Origin of the sequence: Mesorhizobium sp. Ca11 (assembly GCF_020165275.1) — a bacterium.
In the GTDB taxonomy this organism is placed as follows: Bacteria; Pseudomonadota; Alphaproteobacteria; order Rhizobiales; family Rhizobiaceae; genus Mesorhizobium.
The window spans coordinates 24,320-40,958 of record NZ_JAIUHU010000008.1; the positions used below are offsets into that span (position 1 = coordinate 24,320).

Annotated in this window: 17 protein-coding genes; 9 read left to right on the forward strand and 8 right to left on the reverse strand. The window is 63.1% G+C overall.

The features are described 5' to 3' along the window. Positions 1-187 precede the first annotated feature (187 nt). The 5 genes from LB538_RS15670 (at position 188) to LB538_RS15690 (ending at position 5,363) form a co-directional block, all read left to right on the forward strand. Positions 188-1,285: a GNAT family N-acetyltransferase/peptidase C39 family protein gene (locus LB538_RS15670; protein WP_224525147.1), complete on the forward strand. Its 1,098-nt coding sequence runs from the start codon at positions 188-190 to the stop codon at positions 1,283-1,285. Between the two features lie 4 nt (positions 1,286-1,289). Continuing rightward, positions 1,290-2,753: a RimK family protein gene (locus LB538_RS15675; protein ID WP_224525143.1), complete on the forward strand. Its 1,464-nt coding sequence runs from the start codon at positions 1,290-1,292 to the stop codon at positions 2,751-2,753. 203 nt (positions 2,754-2,956) lie between these two features. Continuing rightward, on the forward strand, positions 2,957-3,229 hold the full coding sequence (locus LB538_RS15680; RefSeq protein ID WP_224525140.1) for a DUF3303 domain-containing protein: 273 nt from the start codon (positions 2,957-2,959) through the stop codon (positions 3,227-3,229). Between the two features lie 111 nt (positions 3,230-3,340). Continuing rightward, positions 3,341-4,441, forward strand: coding sequence for a hypothetical protein (locus tag LB538_RS15685; protein ID WP_224525137.1), 1,101 nt, complete (start codon positions 3,341-3,343; stop codon positions 4,439-4,441). Positions 4,442-4,472: 31 nt separating this feature from the next. Beyond that, positions 4,473-5,363 carry a fatty acid desaturase family protein gene (locus tag LB538_RS15690; RefSeq protein ID WP_318011892.1) on the forward strand — a complete coding sequence of 297 codons (891 nt, stop codon included), beginning with the start codon at positions 4,473-4,475 and terminating at the stop codon, positions 5,361-5,363. A gap of 44 nt (positions 5,364-5,407) precedes the next feature. Here the strand turns inward: LB538_RS15690 and LB538_RS15695 are convergent, their stop codons facing one another. The 3 genes from LB538_RS15695 to LB538_RS15705 form a co-directional block, all read right to left on the reverse strand. Beyond that, positions 5,408-7,549 (reverse strand): putative bifunctional diguanylate cyclase/phosphodiesterase, encoded by a 2,142-nt coding sequence (locus LB538_RS15695; protein WP_224525130.1) that lies wholly within the window; start codon positions 7,547-7,549, stop codon positions 5,408-5,410. Between the two features lie 66 nt (positions 7,550-7,615). Then, complete coding sequence (locus tag LB538_RS15700; RefSeq protein ID WP_224525126.1) at positions 7,616-8,254, reverse strand: YfbR-like 5'-deoxynucleotidase; 639 nt, start codon at positions 8,252-8,254, stop codon at positions 7,616-7,618. Beyond that, positions 8,254-9,117, reverse strand: a complete 864-nt coding sequence (locus LB538_RS15705) for a YgfZ/GcvT domain-containing protein (RefSeq protein WP_224525123.1) — start codon at positions 9,115-9,117, stop codon at positions 8,254-8,256. Before LB538_RS15705 ends, LB538_RS15700 begins: the two co-directional genes overlap by 1 nt. Before the next feature lie 85 nt (positions 9,118-9,202). Between LB538_RS15705 and LB538_RS15710 the strand changes: the two genes are divergently transcribed. Continuing rightward, the gene (locus LB538_RS15710) at positions 9,203-10,534 is read left to right on the forward strand and encodes a dihydroorotase (protein ID WP_224525122.1); all 1,332 of its coding nucleotides are present in this window, start codon (positions 9,203-9,205) and stop codon (positions 10,532-10,534) included. Positions 10,535-10,583: 49 nt separating this feature from the next. Beyond that, the gene (locus LB538_RS15715) at positions 10,584-10,808 is read left to right on the forward strand and encodes a hypothetical protein (protein ID WP_224525119.1); all 225 of its coding nucleotides are present in this window, start codon (positions 10,584-10,586) and stop codon (positions 10,806-10,808) included. 244 nt (positions 10,809-11,052) lie between these two features. Here the strand turns inward: LB538_RS15715 and LB538_RS15720 are convergent, their stop codons facing one another. The 4 genes from LB538_RS15720 to LB538_RS15735 all read right to left on the reverse strand — a co-directional run bounded on the left by LB538_RS15720 (position 11,053) and on the right by LB538_RS15735 (position 13,451). Further along, positions 11,053-11,841, reverse strand: a complete 789-nt coding sequence (locus tag LB538_RS15720) for a hypothetical protein (RefSeq protein ID WP_224525117.1) — start codon at positions 11,839-11,841, stop codon at positions 11,053-11,055. Positions 11,842-11,965: 124 nt separating this feature from the next. After that, complete coding sequence (locus LB538_RS15725; protein ID WP_040984202.1) at positions 11,966-12,223, reverse strand: hypothetical protein; 258 nt, start codon at positions 12,221-12,223, stop codon at positions 11,966-11,968. A 353-nt stretch (positions 12,224-12,576) separates the two neighbouring features. Next, complete coding sequence (locus tag LB538_RS15730; protein ID WP_224525208.1) at positions 12,577-12,954, reverse strand: TIGR02301 family protein; 378 nt, start codon at positions 12,952-12,954, stop codon at positions 12,577-12,579. Positions 12,955-13,025: 71 nt separating this feature from the next. Next, a complete protein-coding gene (locus LB538_RS15735) occupies positions 13,026-13,451 on the reverse strand; it encodes an NUDIX hydrolase (RefSeq protein WP_140842471.1) in 426 nt (141 codons plus the stop codon). Between the two features lie 117 nt (positions 13,452-13,568). On the opposite strand from LB538_RS15735, the gene LB538_RS15740 reads away from it, so the two are divergent. Then, positions 13,569-14,330 carry an SOS response-associated peptidase gene (locus LB538_RS15740; RefSeq protein WP_224525115.1) on the forward strand — a complete coding sequence of 254 codons (762 nt, stop codon included), beginning with the start codon at positions 13,569-13,571 and terminating at the stop codon, positions 14,328-14,330. Between the two features lie 110 nt (positions 14,331-14,440). Here the strand turns inward: LB538_RS15740 and LB538_RS15745 are convergent, their stop codons facing one another. Beyond that, on the reverse strand, positions 14,441-14,596 hold the full coding sequence (locus LB538_RS15745; protein ID WP_095766957.1) for a hypothetical protein: 156 nt from the start codon (positions 14,594-14,596) through the stop codon (positions 14,441-14,443). Between the two features lie 392 nt (positions 14,597-14,988). Here LB538_RS15745 and cysS point away from each other — a divergent pair, with 392 nt between their 5' ends. Continuing rightward, entirely contained in the window at positions 14,989-16,440 is a 1,452-nt protein-coding gene (gene cysS, locus LB538_RS15750) for a cysteine--tRNA ligase (protein WP_224525113.1), read from the forward strand. Positions 16,441-16,639 lie beyond the last annotated feature (199 nt).

The following is a 16,639-nucleotide window of genomic DNA, read 5'->3' on the forward strand; positions in this document are numbered from 1 at the left end:
CCGGCAGCCCTTTGAACGGCAGTCCTGTTCAAACGCTTTGCCCTTTCCAGCCGGGGCGGAAACTGTCACAATTCAGCCCTAATCAAGGAGCGATAGCGCTTGATGAATACTGGCGGTCCGGCCGGTGTTCGCGACGCATCCACCGGGGCCGCTTTCTTTAATCCAATCGAGGTTCTCCCAAGCCCGCATGCCTGCCGAGATCCGCAAGGCCCGTGCGTCAGACGTCGATGACCTCGCCGCCATCGAGAAGGCGGTTTTTCCGGGCGACAGGCTCTCGCGCCGCTCCTTCCGCCAGTTCATCGAACGCGACACCGCCGAGATGCTGGTGGCCGAGAACGAGGGCCGCGTCGCCGGCTATGCGGTGGTGCTGTTTCGCAAGGGCAGCGGCGTCGCGCGGCTTTATTCCATCGCCGTCGGACCCTTCTTCGGCCGCCTCGGTATCGGCCGCCTTCTGCTGGCGGCCGCCGAGGAAGCGGCCTTCGAGCACGACCGGCTGTTGCTGCGCCTCGAAGTGCGCGAGGACAACGATCGCGCCATTCGTATCTACGAGCAGGCCGGCTATCGAAAACTGGGCCGCGAGCCCGACTATTACGAGGATGGCGCCACGGCGCTGCGCTACGAAAAGACGCTGCGCGGCGACACCCCGACCGCGACCAGGGTGCCTTTCTACCAGCAGACCTGCGAGTTCACCTGCGGCCCTTGCTGCCTGATGATGGCGATGGCCAATTTCGATCCTGGCTTCGTGCCCGATCCGGTCATGGAAATCCGCCTGTGGCGCGAGGCGACCACTGTCTTCATGATGTCCGGCCCTGGCGGCTGCGAGCCATTCGGCCTGGCGGTCGCCGGCTACGAGAGCGGACTCGCGGCCGAGATATTCGTCTCCTTTTACGGCGCGTTGTTCCTGCAGTCGGTGAGGAGCGAGGACAAGCGCCGGGTGATGGAGCTTGCCCAGGTCGATTTCCGCCGTCGCGCCGAACTTTACGGCATCCCTGTCAATTACCGTCCGTTCGGCATCGGCGACATCCGTGACGCCCTTGCCGAGGGCAAGCTGGTTGTGGTCCTGATCAGTGGCTTCCTGATGTTCGGCAAGAAGGTGCCGCATTGGGTGCTGGCCATCGGCGACGATGGCGACCATATCCTGATCCACGATCCCTGGGTCGAGGATGAAAGGCAGGAAACGATCCTCGATGCCGCGAACATTCCGGTGCCCTACGACATCTTCATGAATATGGCGCAGTTCGGCCGCGACGGTTTGCGCGCCGCCATCACTCTGGGAAAACGCTGAGACAATGACCTGGGTTATCCTGACAGGCAGGCAGAACGATCTCGATCAGGTGGCCACACCCCACAAGATCATCACCAACCGGGACTATCTCGCGCATCCGGCGCTGTTCCGCGGCCAGCGGCCGAAGGTGATCAACCTGTCGAACAATTACGGCTACCAGAGCCGCGGCTACTACGCCTCGCTTCTCGCGGGCTCGCGCGGCCACAGGGTGATCCCGACCGTCGAGACAATGATCGACCTTTCGGAGCGCAAGCTCTACGAGCACGCGCTGCCGGAGCTCGAGCTCGCCCTGAACAAATGCCGCAAGGATCTCGGCGGGATTTTTCCGGCCAAGGTAGCGATCTTCTTCGGCATCGGTCCGTCGAAAGTATGGGATCGTTTCGCCAAGCTGTTGTTCGACTGGTTCCGCGCGCCGGCGCTCGAGGTCCACATCAAGGACAGCGCCGAATGGGCCTCGATCCGCAAGATCGGCTTCCTGCCGCTTGCCCGCATGTCCGAGGATGAGGAAGAGTTCTTCCTGCAGTGCCTGGACACCTACACCAACCGCGAATGGCGCGATACCAAGGGCCGCACGCCGGCGCGCTACACGTTCGCGACGCTGGTCGACCCGCATGAGGAACTGCCGCCGTCGGAGATTTCCTCGCTGCGCTATTGGGCGAGGATCGCTGAGAAGATGGGCGTCGAGGTCGAGCCGATCACCAGGAAGGACCTCGCCAAGCTCGCTAACTACGACGCGCTGTTCATCCGCGAGACCACGGCGATCTCCAACCATACCTACCGCTTCGCGCGCCGCGCCCAGCAGGAAGGCATGCCGGTGATCGACGATCCGCTGTCGATGATCCGCTGCACCAACAAGGTCTATCTCAACGAGCTGATGACCTACAACAAGGTGCCGGTGCCGCCGACGGTGATGATCGCCGGCACGTCCGACTTCGAGGTGGCGGCGCAGACGCTCGGTTTCCCCCTGGTGCTGAAGATCCCGGATTCGTCGTTCTCGCGCGGCGTCAAGAAATGCGAGAACATGGCCGAGCTGACCAAGCTCGCGACCGAATGGCTGGACGATTCCGATCTCTTGATCGCGCAGAAATTCATCCCGACCGAGTATGACTGGCGCGTCGGCGTGCTCGGCGGCCAACCGCTGTTTGCCGTGCATTATCTGATGGCGAAAAAGCACTGGCAGATCGTCAACCACAAGGCCAGCGGCAAACCCGACCAGGGCGGTATCAAGACATTCACACTTAAGCAGACGCCGCCGCATGTCGTCGAGACGGCGGTGCGGGCGGCAAAATGCATCGGCGACGGGCTCTACGGCGTCGACCTCAAGGAGACCAAGGACGGCGTCTTCGTCATCGAGGTCAACGACAATCCCAACCTCGACCATGGCTGGGAGGATTCGGGTGAGAAGGACGAGCTCTGGGTGCGGCTGACGCAGTGGTTCCTGGAGCGCCTGGAGAGACCGGACAAGTAGCGGCGGGAGAAGAGGAACTGGGGAACTGAAGAACTGAGGAACTGAAATTGAAGAATTGAAGAATTGAAGAATGGAGTGTCTGGCGGAACCATCCGTCCTCGCTTTCTCAGCTCCTCGTTTCCTGATCTCCTCAGTTCATCAGTTCCCCAGTTCCCCAGTTCCTCAATTCCCCAATTCGCAATCACTCAAACCGAGGGAAACAAATGCTGTTCCTAGTGATCGAGGGCTTTCATGGCGCGGACCGCAAGGAGATCTATCGCCGCTTCCGCGACAAGGGCCGGCTGAAGCCTGACGAGCTCGTTGTCCACCACTCCTGGATCGCGGCCGATATGAGCCGCTGCTTCCTACTGGTGGAGGCCGATGACGTCACGATCCTGCAGCGCTGGGCCATCGAGTGGAACGACCTCGTCGAGTTCGAGATCATTCCAGTGGCGACGAGCAAGGACATGGTTGCGGCGCTGGCCGGGCATCTCTAAGCGAATATCCTGGCCCGCCGTTTCTTCAATTTGCACAGAACTGCCTAACTGCGTCTTAAGCCTGGCTTGCTATTCCGCCTATATTGTGGATTGCTCAGAGGCTCTAAAAAGATGATCAGGCTGTTTCAATCGGGCAATTGCGGCCAAATTCTTTACCTCGTTCTTTTGGTCTTCTTGATTGGGTTTGATTTTGCCAAGGGCCCTATCCAGCATTTTCTGGTCGGGACCAAAGAGAACATTCAAAGGCAGATCTATGCGGCTGACGGCAACAGTATGGCCCTGAGCCAAAAGTCCTTTGTCGAGGAACTGAGGACGCCGGACTATGGGATGCACGATAAGCCGAAATCCGCCGAGCAACTTGCTTCCGGCATGGTCGCCAGAGGGCTCGCTATGGAGGCAAAGAGCTCCGCCATCGGCACGGTCTATATCTCCATCCTTGTGGCGATGGGCTTTGCCACCATCGTCGCGATCATTTGGATGGTATTCGCCCGCGTGCGCGACATTGGTTGGCCGGCCGCGGTAGGGTTCGGCGTTCTTGCGCCGAAGCTTGCAATTTCAGTTCTTCCCGGCAGTCTTCCGCCGCCGGCCTTTGACATCCTGCAATACAGCTTCATCGCCGCGATAATAGTGCTTGGGTTCGTGCCGGGTGGATTTGCCCACGGACCGCGTGCCGAACCGGCTCGGCAGGCAATCATACCCGAGCCGGTGCCCCTGGCCAATTCGGTCAAAGACGGCGCTGAGTTGCGGCGCCAAGCGCCGGCGATCCAACGGCGCGCACGCATTCCCCAATCAGCCATTCGCGGAACGCCGCCACGATATCGCGTCCGGCGCCGCGTTCCGGGATCGTCGGGCAGTAGGGCTGGCGCAACTCCAGCGATCTGGCAACGGGCCGGACCAGCCGGCCGTCTTCCAGCGCCTGGGCGCAGTCGGCGCCTTGCGCCTTGCGCCAGCGCCATGCCCAGCCCTGAAATGGCGAGATCGAGCGCTGCCCGCGACGAATACGCGGAGAGACCGCTCTGCATTGCGTGGTCCGCTTCGCTTCCCCGTCGCCTCGAAGCAGTTGCGCCAGGATGGGAAAGATGCGCCGGTCGGTCCTCCGTCGGTCCGCGCAAGGAGCGAAGGGCGGCCATGACAATCCGAAAGAGAGAGGATTACCTTACCTATTTCGCAGAAATCCTCGTTTTTCGAGAGGTTTGTTTCTGGGTATCGTGATCTCATGAACGCAATCGACCACGACGCAGCCATCGACCATCGCTCCGTGATAGCCTCGCTGACGAATGAGGAGCGCAGTCGGCTGACCGGCAAATCGGATGGGCCGGCCCTTGTTCAGTTCGCGCTCCATCTCGGCGCGATCATCCTCCTTGGCGCGCTGATCGCGGCCAAGGTGCGTTTCTGGCCGGTCCTGATGCTGCCGCAGGGCATCCTGATCGTCTTCCTGTTCACGCTGCTGCATGAAACGGTGCACAGGACGGCGTTCGAAACGCAGTGGTTGAACGATACCGTCGCGCGCTTTTGCAGCCTGGCGCTTGCGCTGCCGGCCGACTGGTTCCGCTACTTCCATTTCGCCCATCACCGCTTCACCCAGGATCCCGAAAACGATCCGGAACTCGCATTCCCGAAGCCTGAGACGATGCGACAATACATCGTCCACGTCTCCGGGCTGCCGGTGTGGTGGGGGCATTTCAAGACGCTCTACACCAATGCAATGGGGCGCTGCCGCGACACTTACGTGCCGCCGAAGGGCTTGCCAAAAGTGAAGGCCGAGGCGAGGGTGATGATCGCCTTCTATGTCGTCCTGCTGGCGCTTGCGGTCTGGTTCAGTGCCTCGGTGCTGCTCTATGTCTGGATCGTGCCGGCGCTGCTCGGCCAGCCGTTCCTCAGGCTCTATCTGCTGGCCGAGCACGGCCGCTGTCCCTTTGTCGCCAACATGCTGGAAAACACCCGCACGACGCTGACCAATTGGTTCGTGCGCAAGCTCGCCTGGAACATGCCTTATCATGCCGAGCACCACGCCTATCCCGGCGTGCCGTTCCACCAGCTGCCGGAATTTCACCGTCTGATCGAGCGGCACCTCAAGGTGGTCGAGCCAGGCTATGTCTCTTTCCACGAGAAATACATCGAGACGCTGCGCTGACTTGAAGCGCGTCGCCCGACCTTTGGTGCGACGCGCTTTGGTCCTCAGCCTGACTGGCGCAACAGCGCCTGCGAGCGCAGCAGCCTGCCAATGTCGGACGCCTTGGCCGGCACGCCGATCAGAAAGCCTTGCGCCTCGCCGCAACCGGCTTTGCGAAGCATATCGAGCTGCGCTTCGGTCTCGACCCCTTCGGCGGTGACGGTGATGCCGAGCTCGGCGCCGAGCCCGATCACCGTGCGCACGATCGCCGCCGTGTCGCGCTTGTCGAGATCGCGGATGAAGGAGCGGTCGATCTTGATCTTGTCGACGGGGAAGCGCCGAAGGTAGCCGAGCGAGGAATAGCCGGTGCCGAAATCGTCGAGCGCGATGCGCACGCCGAGACCGCGCAACTGGCTCAGCGTCGTCTGCACCGCGTCGCTTTCGTCCATCATCACCGTCTCGGTGATTTCGAGCTCCAGGCGGTCGGCCGGGAGGCCGGAAAAGGCGAGCGCCGAGATCACGCTGCGCGCGAAGCCGCCGCTCTTGATCTGCGCGGGCGAGACATTGACGGCCATGCGCATATTCCGCGGCCAATTGGCCGCGACGTTGCAGGCTTTGCGCAGCGCCCAGTCGCCGAGCTGCACGATCAATCCGGTCTCCTCGGCGGCGGGAATGAAGGTCTCCGGCGATATCAGGCCGCGCGCCGGCGAGCGCCAGCGCATCAGGGCTTCCGCGCCGACGATCTTGCCGGAGCCGATGTCGAGGATAGGCTGGAAATCCAGCTCGAATTCGCGCTTGGAAAATGCTCCTTCGACATCGGCCTCGAGCGCCCGGCGCTCCCGCATCAGCGCATCCATACCCGGCTCGAAAAAGCGATAGACGTTGCGCCCTTCGCTCTTGCCCCGGTAGAGCGCCATGTCGGCGTTCGTGAGCAGCGTGTCGGCATCATGTCCGTCGCCGGGATAGAGCGCGATGCCGAGGCTCACGCCCACATGCATCTCGCGCCCTTTGTCGCGATAGGGCTTGCCGACGATCTCGACGATGCGCTTGGCGAGCTTTTCGGCGTCGGCGACGCTCTTGATGCTCGACTGGATGATGGCGAATTCGTCGCCGCCGAAGCGCGCCACCACGTCCTTGCTGCCGCGCACGGCATGCTGCAGCCGTTTGGCGACGCATTTCAGCAGCCAGTCCCCGGCCGGGTGGCCGAACGTGTCGTTGACGGCCTTGAAGCGGTCGAGGTCGAGCGAAAAGATCGCCAGCGGCTTGGCCTTGGTCTCGCCGAGCGCCTGATCCAGTTTCTCGCGAAACATCGAGCGGTTGGGCAGGTTGGTCAGCGTGTCGTGATGCGCAAGATGTGTCATGCGCTCTTCGGCGCGCCGGCGCTCGGTAACATCCTCGAACGTCGCCACCCAGCCGCCGCCCCGCATCGTCTGGCGCACGACCAGGACCGTCCTGCCGTCGGTAAGCTGGCGATACGTCGAATGCATTTTTGTCGCCTTCAGGCTGGCCTCCGCCTTGGCGACCTCGCTGTCGACGTCAAGCTCGGTGTAGACGCCGAGTTGCAGCAGTCGCTCGAGCGCATCGCGATGGGTGGTCCCGAGCGGGAAATCCGCTGCGGTGACGTTGAAGAGCTCCAGAAAACGCTTGTTGCGCACGATCATCCTGCCGTTGGCGCCGTACATCAGCAGACCTTGCGACATATTGGCGAGCGCGGCGTCGAAGCGGCGGTATTGCTCTTTCAACTCGGCTTCGGCGCGCCGCTGCTCCGTCACATCCTCGTAGATCGACACCCAGCCGCCGACGGCGATCGGCCGGTGCGAAATGACGATGATGCGCCCGTCCGACAGAATTTCCTCGTAGGTCGAAGGCTTGGCGCCGTCGATGTAAGGCTTGCGGATGGCGTAAAGCTCGTCGGCGCTCTGCGCGGCGACGCCGATGTCGACGCTGTGCTGCAGGATATCGAAGAAACGAATGCCGGGCTTCACCACTTTGGCGTCCAGGCGGAAGATCTCGATGTAGTTGCGGTTGCAGATAATCATCCGCTCATCGGCGTCGAACATGCACAGGCCATGCGACATATTCTCGACAGCCGCCGCGAAGCGCTCGTTCTGCGCGCGAAGTTCTTCGGCTATTCGTCGCACCGGGCCAACACCGGCCGCTTTTCGCTTGCCGGCGAACGAACCAGTCTTGACATGTGCGCCGGGCATGAGCACGCCTTCGGATCGTGACCGAACGCGAATACTGTCCTGCTCGCCGGTTAATTTAGCGTTCTATCAAGAGGTGGAATTGACCGCGCGCGACGACTGGCGCCTGGCTTCCAGCGTCTTGAAACGCCTGAGAAAAGCTGTTTGCGCCCAGGTCACGGATTTTGGCGTGAAGTCGAAGCTATCGGCGGAGAAGCCGCGCGGCCGGCCGAAATACTCGGTCGCCTCAGCGGTCGAAAAGCCGGCCAGCAGCGTCGCCTCGTAATAGGCGGCGATCTGGTCGGCGCGCTTGATGTCGTTGCGCAAGGAGGCGGCGAGTTCCGCCGGCAGCGAGAAACGCAGATGGATCGCGCGCTGCAGGCGCAGCTCGCAATCCTTGTAGGAACCGCCCATCACCGATTTGAAGGGCGAGATCATGTCGCCGATGACATATTCCGGCGCATCATGCAGCAGCGCCGCGAGCCGCGCCTCGGCCGGGGCTGCAGGCACCAGTTCACCGTAGAGAGCTTCGACCAGCAGCGAATGCTGCGCCACCGAGAAAGCGTGCTCGCCTCTGGTCTGGCCGTTCCAGCGCGCGACGCGGGCGAGCCCGTGCGCGATATCGGCGATCTCGATGTCCAGCGGCGAGGGATCGAGCAGGTCGAGCCGCCGGCCGGAAAGCATGCGTTGCCAGGCGCGCGGCGGCGCGCCGGCCCGGTCGGCCGCCATCAGGCCTCCTCCGCGCTGGCCGCACCTTCAGGGAAGGTGTACTTCACCCAGGCGGGAATGGCGAGCCTTACCGGAATCTCGCCCGCCGTGATCGCCTCGCCGGCATCCAGCGCCGCCTTGACGCGGTCGATGCGGGCAATGGCGAGACCGGTCCGGTGGCCGACAGACCCGAGCGTGCCCACCAGTCGGCCGGCCACGGTTAGCTCGGTCCCGGCGGCGGGCAGGGGGCTGTCGGCCGAAGCGATTAGCACACGACGCCGCGCGGTGCCGCGATGCTGCATGCGCGAGACCACTTCCTGGCCGATATAGCAGCCCTTCTTGAAACCGACGCCGCCCGTCTCGTCGAGCAGCACGTCATGCGGGAAGGCATCGCCAAGCTGGTAGTCGCTGCCGCTTTCGACAATGCCGTTGCCGATGCGCATGTTCAGCCAGCCATTCGGGTCGCCGCCGTCCCGCGCCTCGCCGCCATAAGTGCGCGTAACCGTGATATTTTGAAATCGCGTGTCGGAGAGCGCTGTTGAATCAGAACGTGAGGCGGTTGAATCATCACCCCATGCGACTGTGACAAGCACCTGATCCTGCTTGGCGATCTCGGCCTTTGCCCTTAGCCGGTAAAGCATCAGCCTGCGCACGAAGTCGTCGGCGATGTCGGCCCGGCATTCCAGTTGGAAGCCATCGTCGCCGGCGCGCGAGACCAGGAAATCGAACAGGATCTTGCCCTGCGGCGAAAGCAGTGCGCCGGGTCTCGCCTCACCGGGCGCAAGCATGTCGAGATCGGTGGTGAGGATGTTCTGCAAAAAATGCTCGGCATCGGGGCCCGACACGGAAACGAGCGCGCGGTCTTTGATTTGGGCAAAGGGCATGGGCGTGAAATCGGCCTGATCTTGCAAAACGTCCGGTCATTACGTAAGCCGGCCACACTCCCCCCGCAAGAGATTGGACCTGCCCATGGCAACCACCTTCGACCTCATCCTGACAGGCGGCACGGTGATCAACCATGACGGCGAGGGACGGCGCGACATCGGCGTGAAGGCCGGACGCATCGCGCGGATCGGCGATCTCGGCCAAGCTTCGGCCGGCGAAGCCATTGACTGCACGGGCCTGCACATCCTGCCGGGCGTCGTTGACAGCCAGGTGCATTTTCGCGAACCGGGGCTGGAGCACAAGGAGGATCTGGAAACCGGCTCCCGCGCCGCGGTGCTGGGCGGCGTCACCGCCGTCTTCGAAATGCCCAACACCAATCCGCTGACCACCAGCGAGGCAGCACTTGCCGACAAGGTGCGCCGCGCTACCGGCCGCATGCATTGCGACTTCGCCTTCTGGGTCGGCGGGACGCGCGACAATGCTCGTGATGTCGGCGAACTGGAACGGCTGCCGGGCGCGGCCGGCATAAAAGTGTTCATGGGCTCGTCCACCGGCGACCTTCTGGTCGAGGACGACGAAGGCGTCGCCTCGATCCTGCGCAACACCCGCCGCCGCTCCGCCTTCCACTCGGAGGACGAGTTCCGCCTGCGCGAACGGCTCGGCGAGCGCGTCGACGGCGATCCGTCGTCGCATCCCGTCTGGCGCGACGAGATCGCGGCGCTGCGTTGCACGGAGCGGCTGGTGCGCATCGCCAGGCAGACGCGTGCGCGCATCCATGTGCTGCACATATCGACGGCCGAGGAGATCGTCTTCCTCGAGCAGCACAAGGATGTCGCGACCTGCGAGGCCACGCCGCATCATCTGACGCTGAGCGCCGACGACTATGCGCGGCTTGGCACGCTCATCCAGATGAACCCGCCGGTGCGGGCGCCACGCCATCGTGAAGGCGTCTGGCACGGCATTTCGCAGGGCATCGTCGATGTCCTTGGCTCCGACCACGCGCCGCACACGCTGGCCGAGAAGGCGAAGCCCTATCCGGCCTCGCCGTCCGGCATGACCGGCGTGCAGACGCTGGTGCCGATCATGCTCGACCACGTCAATGCCGGCCGGCTCAGCCTGCAGCGCTTCGTCGACCTTTCCAGCCATGGTCCGCAGCGCATTTTCGGCATGGCCAGGAAAGGCCGCATCGCCGCCGGCTACGATGCCGATTTCACGATCGTCGACATGAAGCGGCGCGAGACCATTACCAATGCGCAGGCCGGCTCCAGGGCCGGATGGACGCCCTATGACGGCAAAGAGGTCACCGGCTGGCCGGTCGGCACCATTGTGCGCGGCACGCGCGTCATGTGGGAAGGCGAGATCGCGACACCCGGCCAGGGCAGGGCGGTGGAGTTCTCCGAGGCGCTGCCGGCCTGATCCCGCCGACATTGGATTTGTTAAGCGCTCTGCATTACTTGAGTGGGCTATGACCGCGAATATTGCGCCGATCATTCCTGCGGAGTTTCCTGAGCTCCAGGCGCTCGCCTGGAACCGCGATGTCGCGCGCCCTATTCCCGCGAAAGAGGCCTTTGCGCTTTACGAACGCGACTGGCGCTTTGTCGATCAAAAGCGCCTTACGGCGCGTGAGAAGCGGCTTATCATGAAATTGACCGACGAATTCGGTCACGGCATCCTTCTGACCACTGCCTGAGCCATCGCAACAATCCTCGGCAATAGGACGATCCGCTATGATCGTGTTTCTTCGCGCCCCCTCTGTCCTGCCGGACATCTCCCCCACGAGGGGGGAGATTGGCAGCTTCGGCGCCTCGCTCGCCCCACAGCGTTGGTGATTGGCGAAAGCCGGCGTGACATCTGATCTCCCCCCAAGTGGGGGAGATGTCCGGCAGGACAGAGGGGGGCGCTGTCCCGCCAGCCTTACCGAGTAAGGGCGAAATTCAATCCCCGGCGACGAAGAACAGCCACTGTCCCGTCGGCGTGATGCCGACGCGGTAAAAAATGTAGGCGCCGAACTGCTTCATGTCGTCATAGTCGCTGGCGGTGACCAGCTTGAACAATTCGACGCGCTGCCTGGCATCGAGCTTGTCGAGCGGCAGCGCGAAGAAATACGGCCAGACATAGAGTTCCTGCGGCGTACCGGTGTCGACATGGACGTAGCCGGCCGAAAGCACCTCTTCCAGGATGGCGAGGATTTCCTGGCCGTCGCCGTCGCCCGAAAGGCTCTTGAGGAAGGTGACTGGGTCCCCATCGATGTCGCCCAGCGACAGTTGCGTCATGGAATCGCCTTTGCCGATCAGCGGCCTCAGCTTCTCGATGTCGCCGGTCCGGCAGGCCTCGATGAGCAGCCCGTGCATGCGCTTGACTGGTTCGGGAAGCGTGTTGAGGTCGTAGACGACCGCGGGCGGCGGCGCGTCAGGGTCTGCGCGCGGGCTGGTGATGCCGCCATTGGCGGGCGGCGTCTCCGGCTCCGACTTGTCGGTGTCGTCGGCCGGCTGGCCGTCCGCGGGCTTGGTGCCGGGCGGCTCCGGCATCGGCACGGCAGCGCCGGGCGCGGCGCTGTCGCTATTGGCGGGCGGGGTGACCGGCGAAGGCACGTCCTCGCGCTGAATCTCGCTCAGCGCGTAGGAAGGCGTGCTGGTAAGGCACAGAGGCAGCGCCAGGCAGGAGGCGGCGATCAGGATGCTGAGGGCCAGCCCGCGCGGCCGACCTGACATCGAAAATCTCACCGCTTGCCTCTCCATGGTTCCCGGGTTCGGCCCGGCCGGCACATTCAATGTCCGAGCGCATGGACATGATGCCCAAACGGCGCGTCAAAAGTCACTATCAAAAAGTCGCTGTCAAAACGGGTGGCTAGTGCTTCAGCCGTTCCGGCTCGAACGCGCCGGCGATCACTTTTTCCCGCATGCGGTCGAGCAGGGCAAGCGCCGAGGTCTCGCCATTGGCGCGCAACATCTCGCCGAAAGCGGTCTCCAGCGCCGCTTCGGCGATGATTTCCGGTTCGATGCCGGCCGACAGGCCCTCGGCCCACGCTTCGCTGTGGCTCTCCACGGCAGTCAGCCGCTTTTCTTCCCTGACCAAAGCGTCGATGTCGCTGACACCATGTTCCATTGCGATATCCACTTTCTACAAGCGTCGATCCGACGAGGGATCCGGCTTGGTCTGTCAGTTCGTCCGCAGTCTCAATTAAGTCTTTGTAAATACGACATTTTTACGGTCGAAATCCACATTCCGGGCGAGACTGCCCTCAATTGATGCCGAGCTTAGCCGATTAGACCGGCTTGGGGCATCGAAACCTTCAGTTTGAGTTAATTCCACAACTGCGCGCTAACGTTTCATTAACACTGTTGCGCAAGTGCAACACATGATTGCACCAGAGCGGGACAGGACACAATAAGGCACGTCACATTGGCGCCGATTGCCCGCAACAAATCTGCGCAAAACACGCAGCGGCCGAGCCGGTCTCAATTCCCGTAGCGGGAAGCGATGTCGCGCGACAGCGTCTCGCCTTCCTTCATGTAGCGGGCGATGGCCTCGGTCGCCGACGGCGTGCATCGCGTGTAGGTGCCGCTGAAGGAGCGGTAGCCGCGGTTGAACGAGGCGATGAAGCGGGCGCGCCGGTCGGGATCGGGATTTTCCGATTCGAGCAGCTTTTCCATCTCGACCCGCCACTTGTCGCCCTTCTCGCCACACAGGTTGCGCAGGAAGTGCAGCGATCCCAGGACTTCCGCCAGCCGCATCAGCCCGGGCTCGAAAGGCGCCTCGGCGGCGGGCGCTGGGGACGCTGCGACGGTCATGCTGACGGCGAGGCACGCGGCGAGAAAAGCGGGAGCGCGGGTCATCAAAGCCTTGCGGTGAAAGGGCAGGGCTTTGTGGCGAAACATTTCGTCGCCTGCAAGGCCATTCTGGATGCTCACCGCCTTGTGCCTTGCGCTGACCCAAGCAATTCCTCGGCGACCGAGAACACGTCGCCCGCCAGCGGCATTCCTGCCATTTCCGCCAGCGTGTAGAACGCAGCGGTCTCGGCATCGTCGCTGGCAACGGGCTCGCCGCCGGCATAGGCAGCGCCGAACACGGTCAGCAGGTAGTCGACCGCGTGGTTTTCAGCATGGCCGTCGATATGGATGTCGCGTAGCGGCCGGTAGCCTGTTGCCTCGAGCCCGGTCTCTTCCTGCAACTCGCGCGCCGCGGCTTGCGCAAGCGTTTCGCCCGGCTCGACCTTGCCGCCGGGATAGGCATAGAGCCCTTGCGACGGCGCCCGCGCGCGCTTGACCAGAAGCACGGTGCCGCCGCGCACGACGGCGACGGAAACGGCCGGTATGATCTTGCGCTGTTCCATGCGTGCCGATCTTTCTGCAGCCTTTTGTGGATCGATTGGGCGAATCCAGCTTTAGCCGTTGCAGCCTGGCGGTTCCATCGCCACTTTCGTGGCACGTCAATCGAAGAACCCAGATCCATGTGCGGACGCTTTGCCCTGACCGCCACGCCGGACCAGACCGCCGCCTTGCTCGGCCTGGCGGAACTGGAGGAATTTCCCGCGCGCTACAACATCGCGCCGACGCAGCCGGTGCTTATGGCGCTTGCCGGGCCGCAACGGGAGCCGAGCTCGAACCTGCCGGACCGCCAGGCGATGCTTGTGCGCTGGGGCCTGATTCCTACCTGGGTCGAGGACACCAAGGCGTTTCCGCTGCTCATCAACGCCCGCTCTGAAGGCGTGCTGCAAAAGGCTTCGTTCAAGACTGCCATGCGCCACCGCCGTGCTCTGGTGCCGGCCTCCGGCTTTTACGAATGGCAGCAGTCGGGCGGCAAGAAGGGCCAGCCTTACTGGATCCGGCCGAAGCGAGGCGGGGTGATTGCCTTCGCCGGGCTGATCGAGACTTACTCCGAACCTGGCGGTTCCGAGATGGACACCGGTGCGATCATCACGACCGAGGCCAATGCCGGCATCGCCCATATCCACGACCGCATGCCCGTGGTGATCGAGGAGTGCGACTTCGCCCGCTGGCTCGATTGCCGCACGCAGGAGCCGCGCGACGTGCTCGATCTGCTGAAACCTGCCGAGCCCGATTTCTTCGAGGCGATTCCGGTTTCAGACCTGGTCAACAAGGTCGCCAACACCGGGCCCGAGATTCAGGAACGGGGCGTCGTCGGGCCACAGGCCGAGAAGCCCAGGCGCCAGAAGCCCGGCGCGGACGAAAACCAAATGACGCTCTTTTAGCGAAGGCTGCTCGCCTCGAGAGGCTGCTTTGGGGCCTTCATCTCCAGGGCGCTTGTTTGCGCCCTCATCGCCGGCGTCCCCATGATCGGGGACCGTGCCGGTCGTTCTTGTCAGGCGGCGCGCGGCGAGACGATCTTCTGCGTCGGCTTCTTCTTCTTCGCGGTGTGAAGAAGCGCTGCGACGATGGCCGCCGGGCCGATCGCGCGGTAGTGGCTGGCGAGAGCCGGCTGCGTTTGTCGGTCCTGTTCCTGCTTGGTGCGAGCCATGATTCTCTCCCTGATAACGGTTTCGTGTTCAGCGTTTGTCGGCTGATTCCGACCAAATCGTGACTTCTGGCGGTCTAGTCGGCGAATGTTTCATCACTGTGCCGACATGTTTAATAAAATGTTTCGGCCTGTCTTTACCTGTGACCCAACGACATCTTTCCTGAGCGGAGCGACTTGACGGCAACACCCGCCGGCGCGATAAAGCCGCCCATGAAAACGTCTTTCGCCATTTGTGGCATTTGCATTATTGGCTAGCCTCGCGCTGGTCCGGACGTTTTCGCCTCATCTTTCCCCAGATCGGAAAAAACGCCCCGGCCAGCAGGCTGGAGCCTGATTTGCGCCGTCGGCGCAGAGCCGGTTCCAGTGAACCCAAATTAAGGACCGGGAACCGCATGTCGGACGCATCGAAGGGCCTCAGCCTCTACAACACGCTGACGCGGGCGAAGGAACTTTTCGTTCCGATCGATCCGCACAACGTGCGCATGTATGTCTGCGGCCCGACCGTCTACGACTTTGCCCATATCGGCAATGCGCGTCCGGCGATCGTCTTCGACGTGCTCTTCCGTCTGTTGCGCCATCTCTACGGCGAAAGCCATGTCACGTATGTGCGCAACATCACGGATGTCGACGACAAGATAAATGCCAGGGCGCTGCGCGACTTCGGCGGCGACATCGCGGCCGGAAAGCTGTCGCTCAACGACGCGATCCGCAAGGTCACCGAAAAGACCGCCGATCAGTACCACAAGGATGTCGCCGCACTCGGTTGCCTTGAGCCCACCTACGAGCCGCGTGCGACCGAGTTCGTCGCGCCGCGCGCCGACGGCAAGGCCGACATGCTGTCGCTGATCCGGCAGCTGATCGAGCGCGGCCACGCCTATGTCGCCGGCGGCGAGGTGCTGTTCGACACCGCCTCGATGCCCGACTATGGCGAGCTCTCGAAGCGCAATCTCGACGAGCAGCAGGCTGGCGCGCGCATCGCTGTCGACGCGCACAAGAAGAACCCCGGCGATTTCGTGCTGTGGAAACTGTCGAGCCCGGAAGAGCCCGGCTGGGAGAGCCCGTGGGGCAGGGGCCGGCCCGGCTGGCACATCGAATGCTCGGCCATGTCGGCCGCCTATCTCGGCGAAGTTTTCGACATTCATGGCGGCGGGCTGGACCTGATTTTCCCCCACCACGAGAACGAGATTGCCCAGTCGCGCTGCGCCCACGGCACCAAGGTCATGGCCAATGTCTGGATGCACAACGGCTTCCTGCAGGTCGAGGGCCAGAAGATGTCGAAGAGCCTCGGCAACTTCTTCTCGATCCACGAGCTGCTGGAGACCGAGACTTTCGGCGGCCGCGCCTGGCCGGGCGAGGTGCTCAGGCTGGCGATGCTAATGACGCATTACCGCGAGCCGATCGACTTCTCCGTGCGCAAGCTGGAAGAAGCCGAAAACACGCTGCGCAAATGGAAGCGCGCCGCCGACCTTGCGCCTGTGGCGGCAAAAGAATTGCAGGCCGAGGTGGTGGAAGCGCTGTCGGACGATCTCGCCACCTACACTGCCTTCCAGCGGCTGACACAGCTCGCCGGCGAGGCGGTTGAGCACACCGGTGCCAATGAGAATACTGCCGCCGCTTCGCTGAAGACTGCGCTTGCCTTTCTAGGTTTCGATACGGGCGCGGCCAAGGTGGACGAGGCGGCGGTGGCAAAAGCGATCGCCGATCGGCTGAAGTTTATCGCTGCCAAGAACTGGGCCGAGGGTGATCGAATCCGCAACGAGCTCCTGGCGCAGGGCGTGCAGCTGAAGGACGGCAAGGATCCGGTTACCGGCGAGCGCGTGACGACCTGGGAGATCAAGCGGTGAGGGCGGATGTTCCTTTAGTGGAGAGGTTGGCGCGAGGCGCCCCCCTCTGCCCTGCCGGGCATCTCCCCCTCAAGTGGGGAGATCAGCAGCTTCGGCGACAGCGTCCCATCTCCAACGTTGGCGATTGGCGAAAGGTTAGGCGACATCCAATCTCCCCCCTTGAGGGGGAGATGTCCGGCAGGACAGAGAGGGGGGCCTC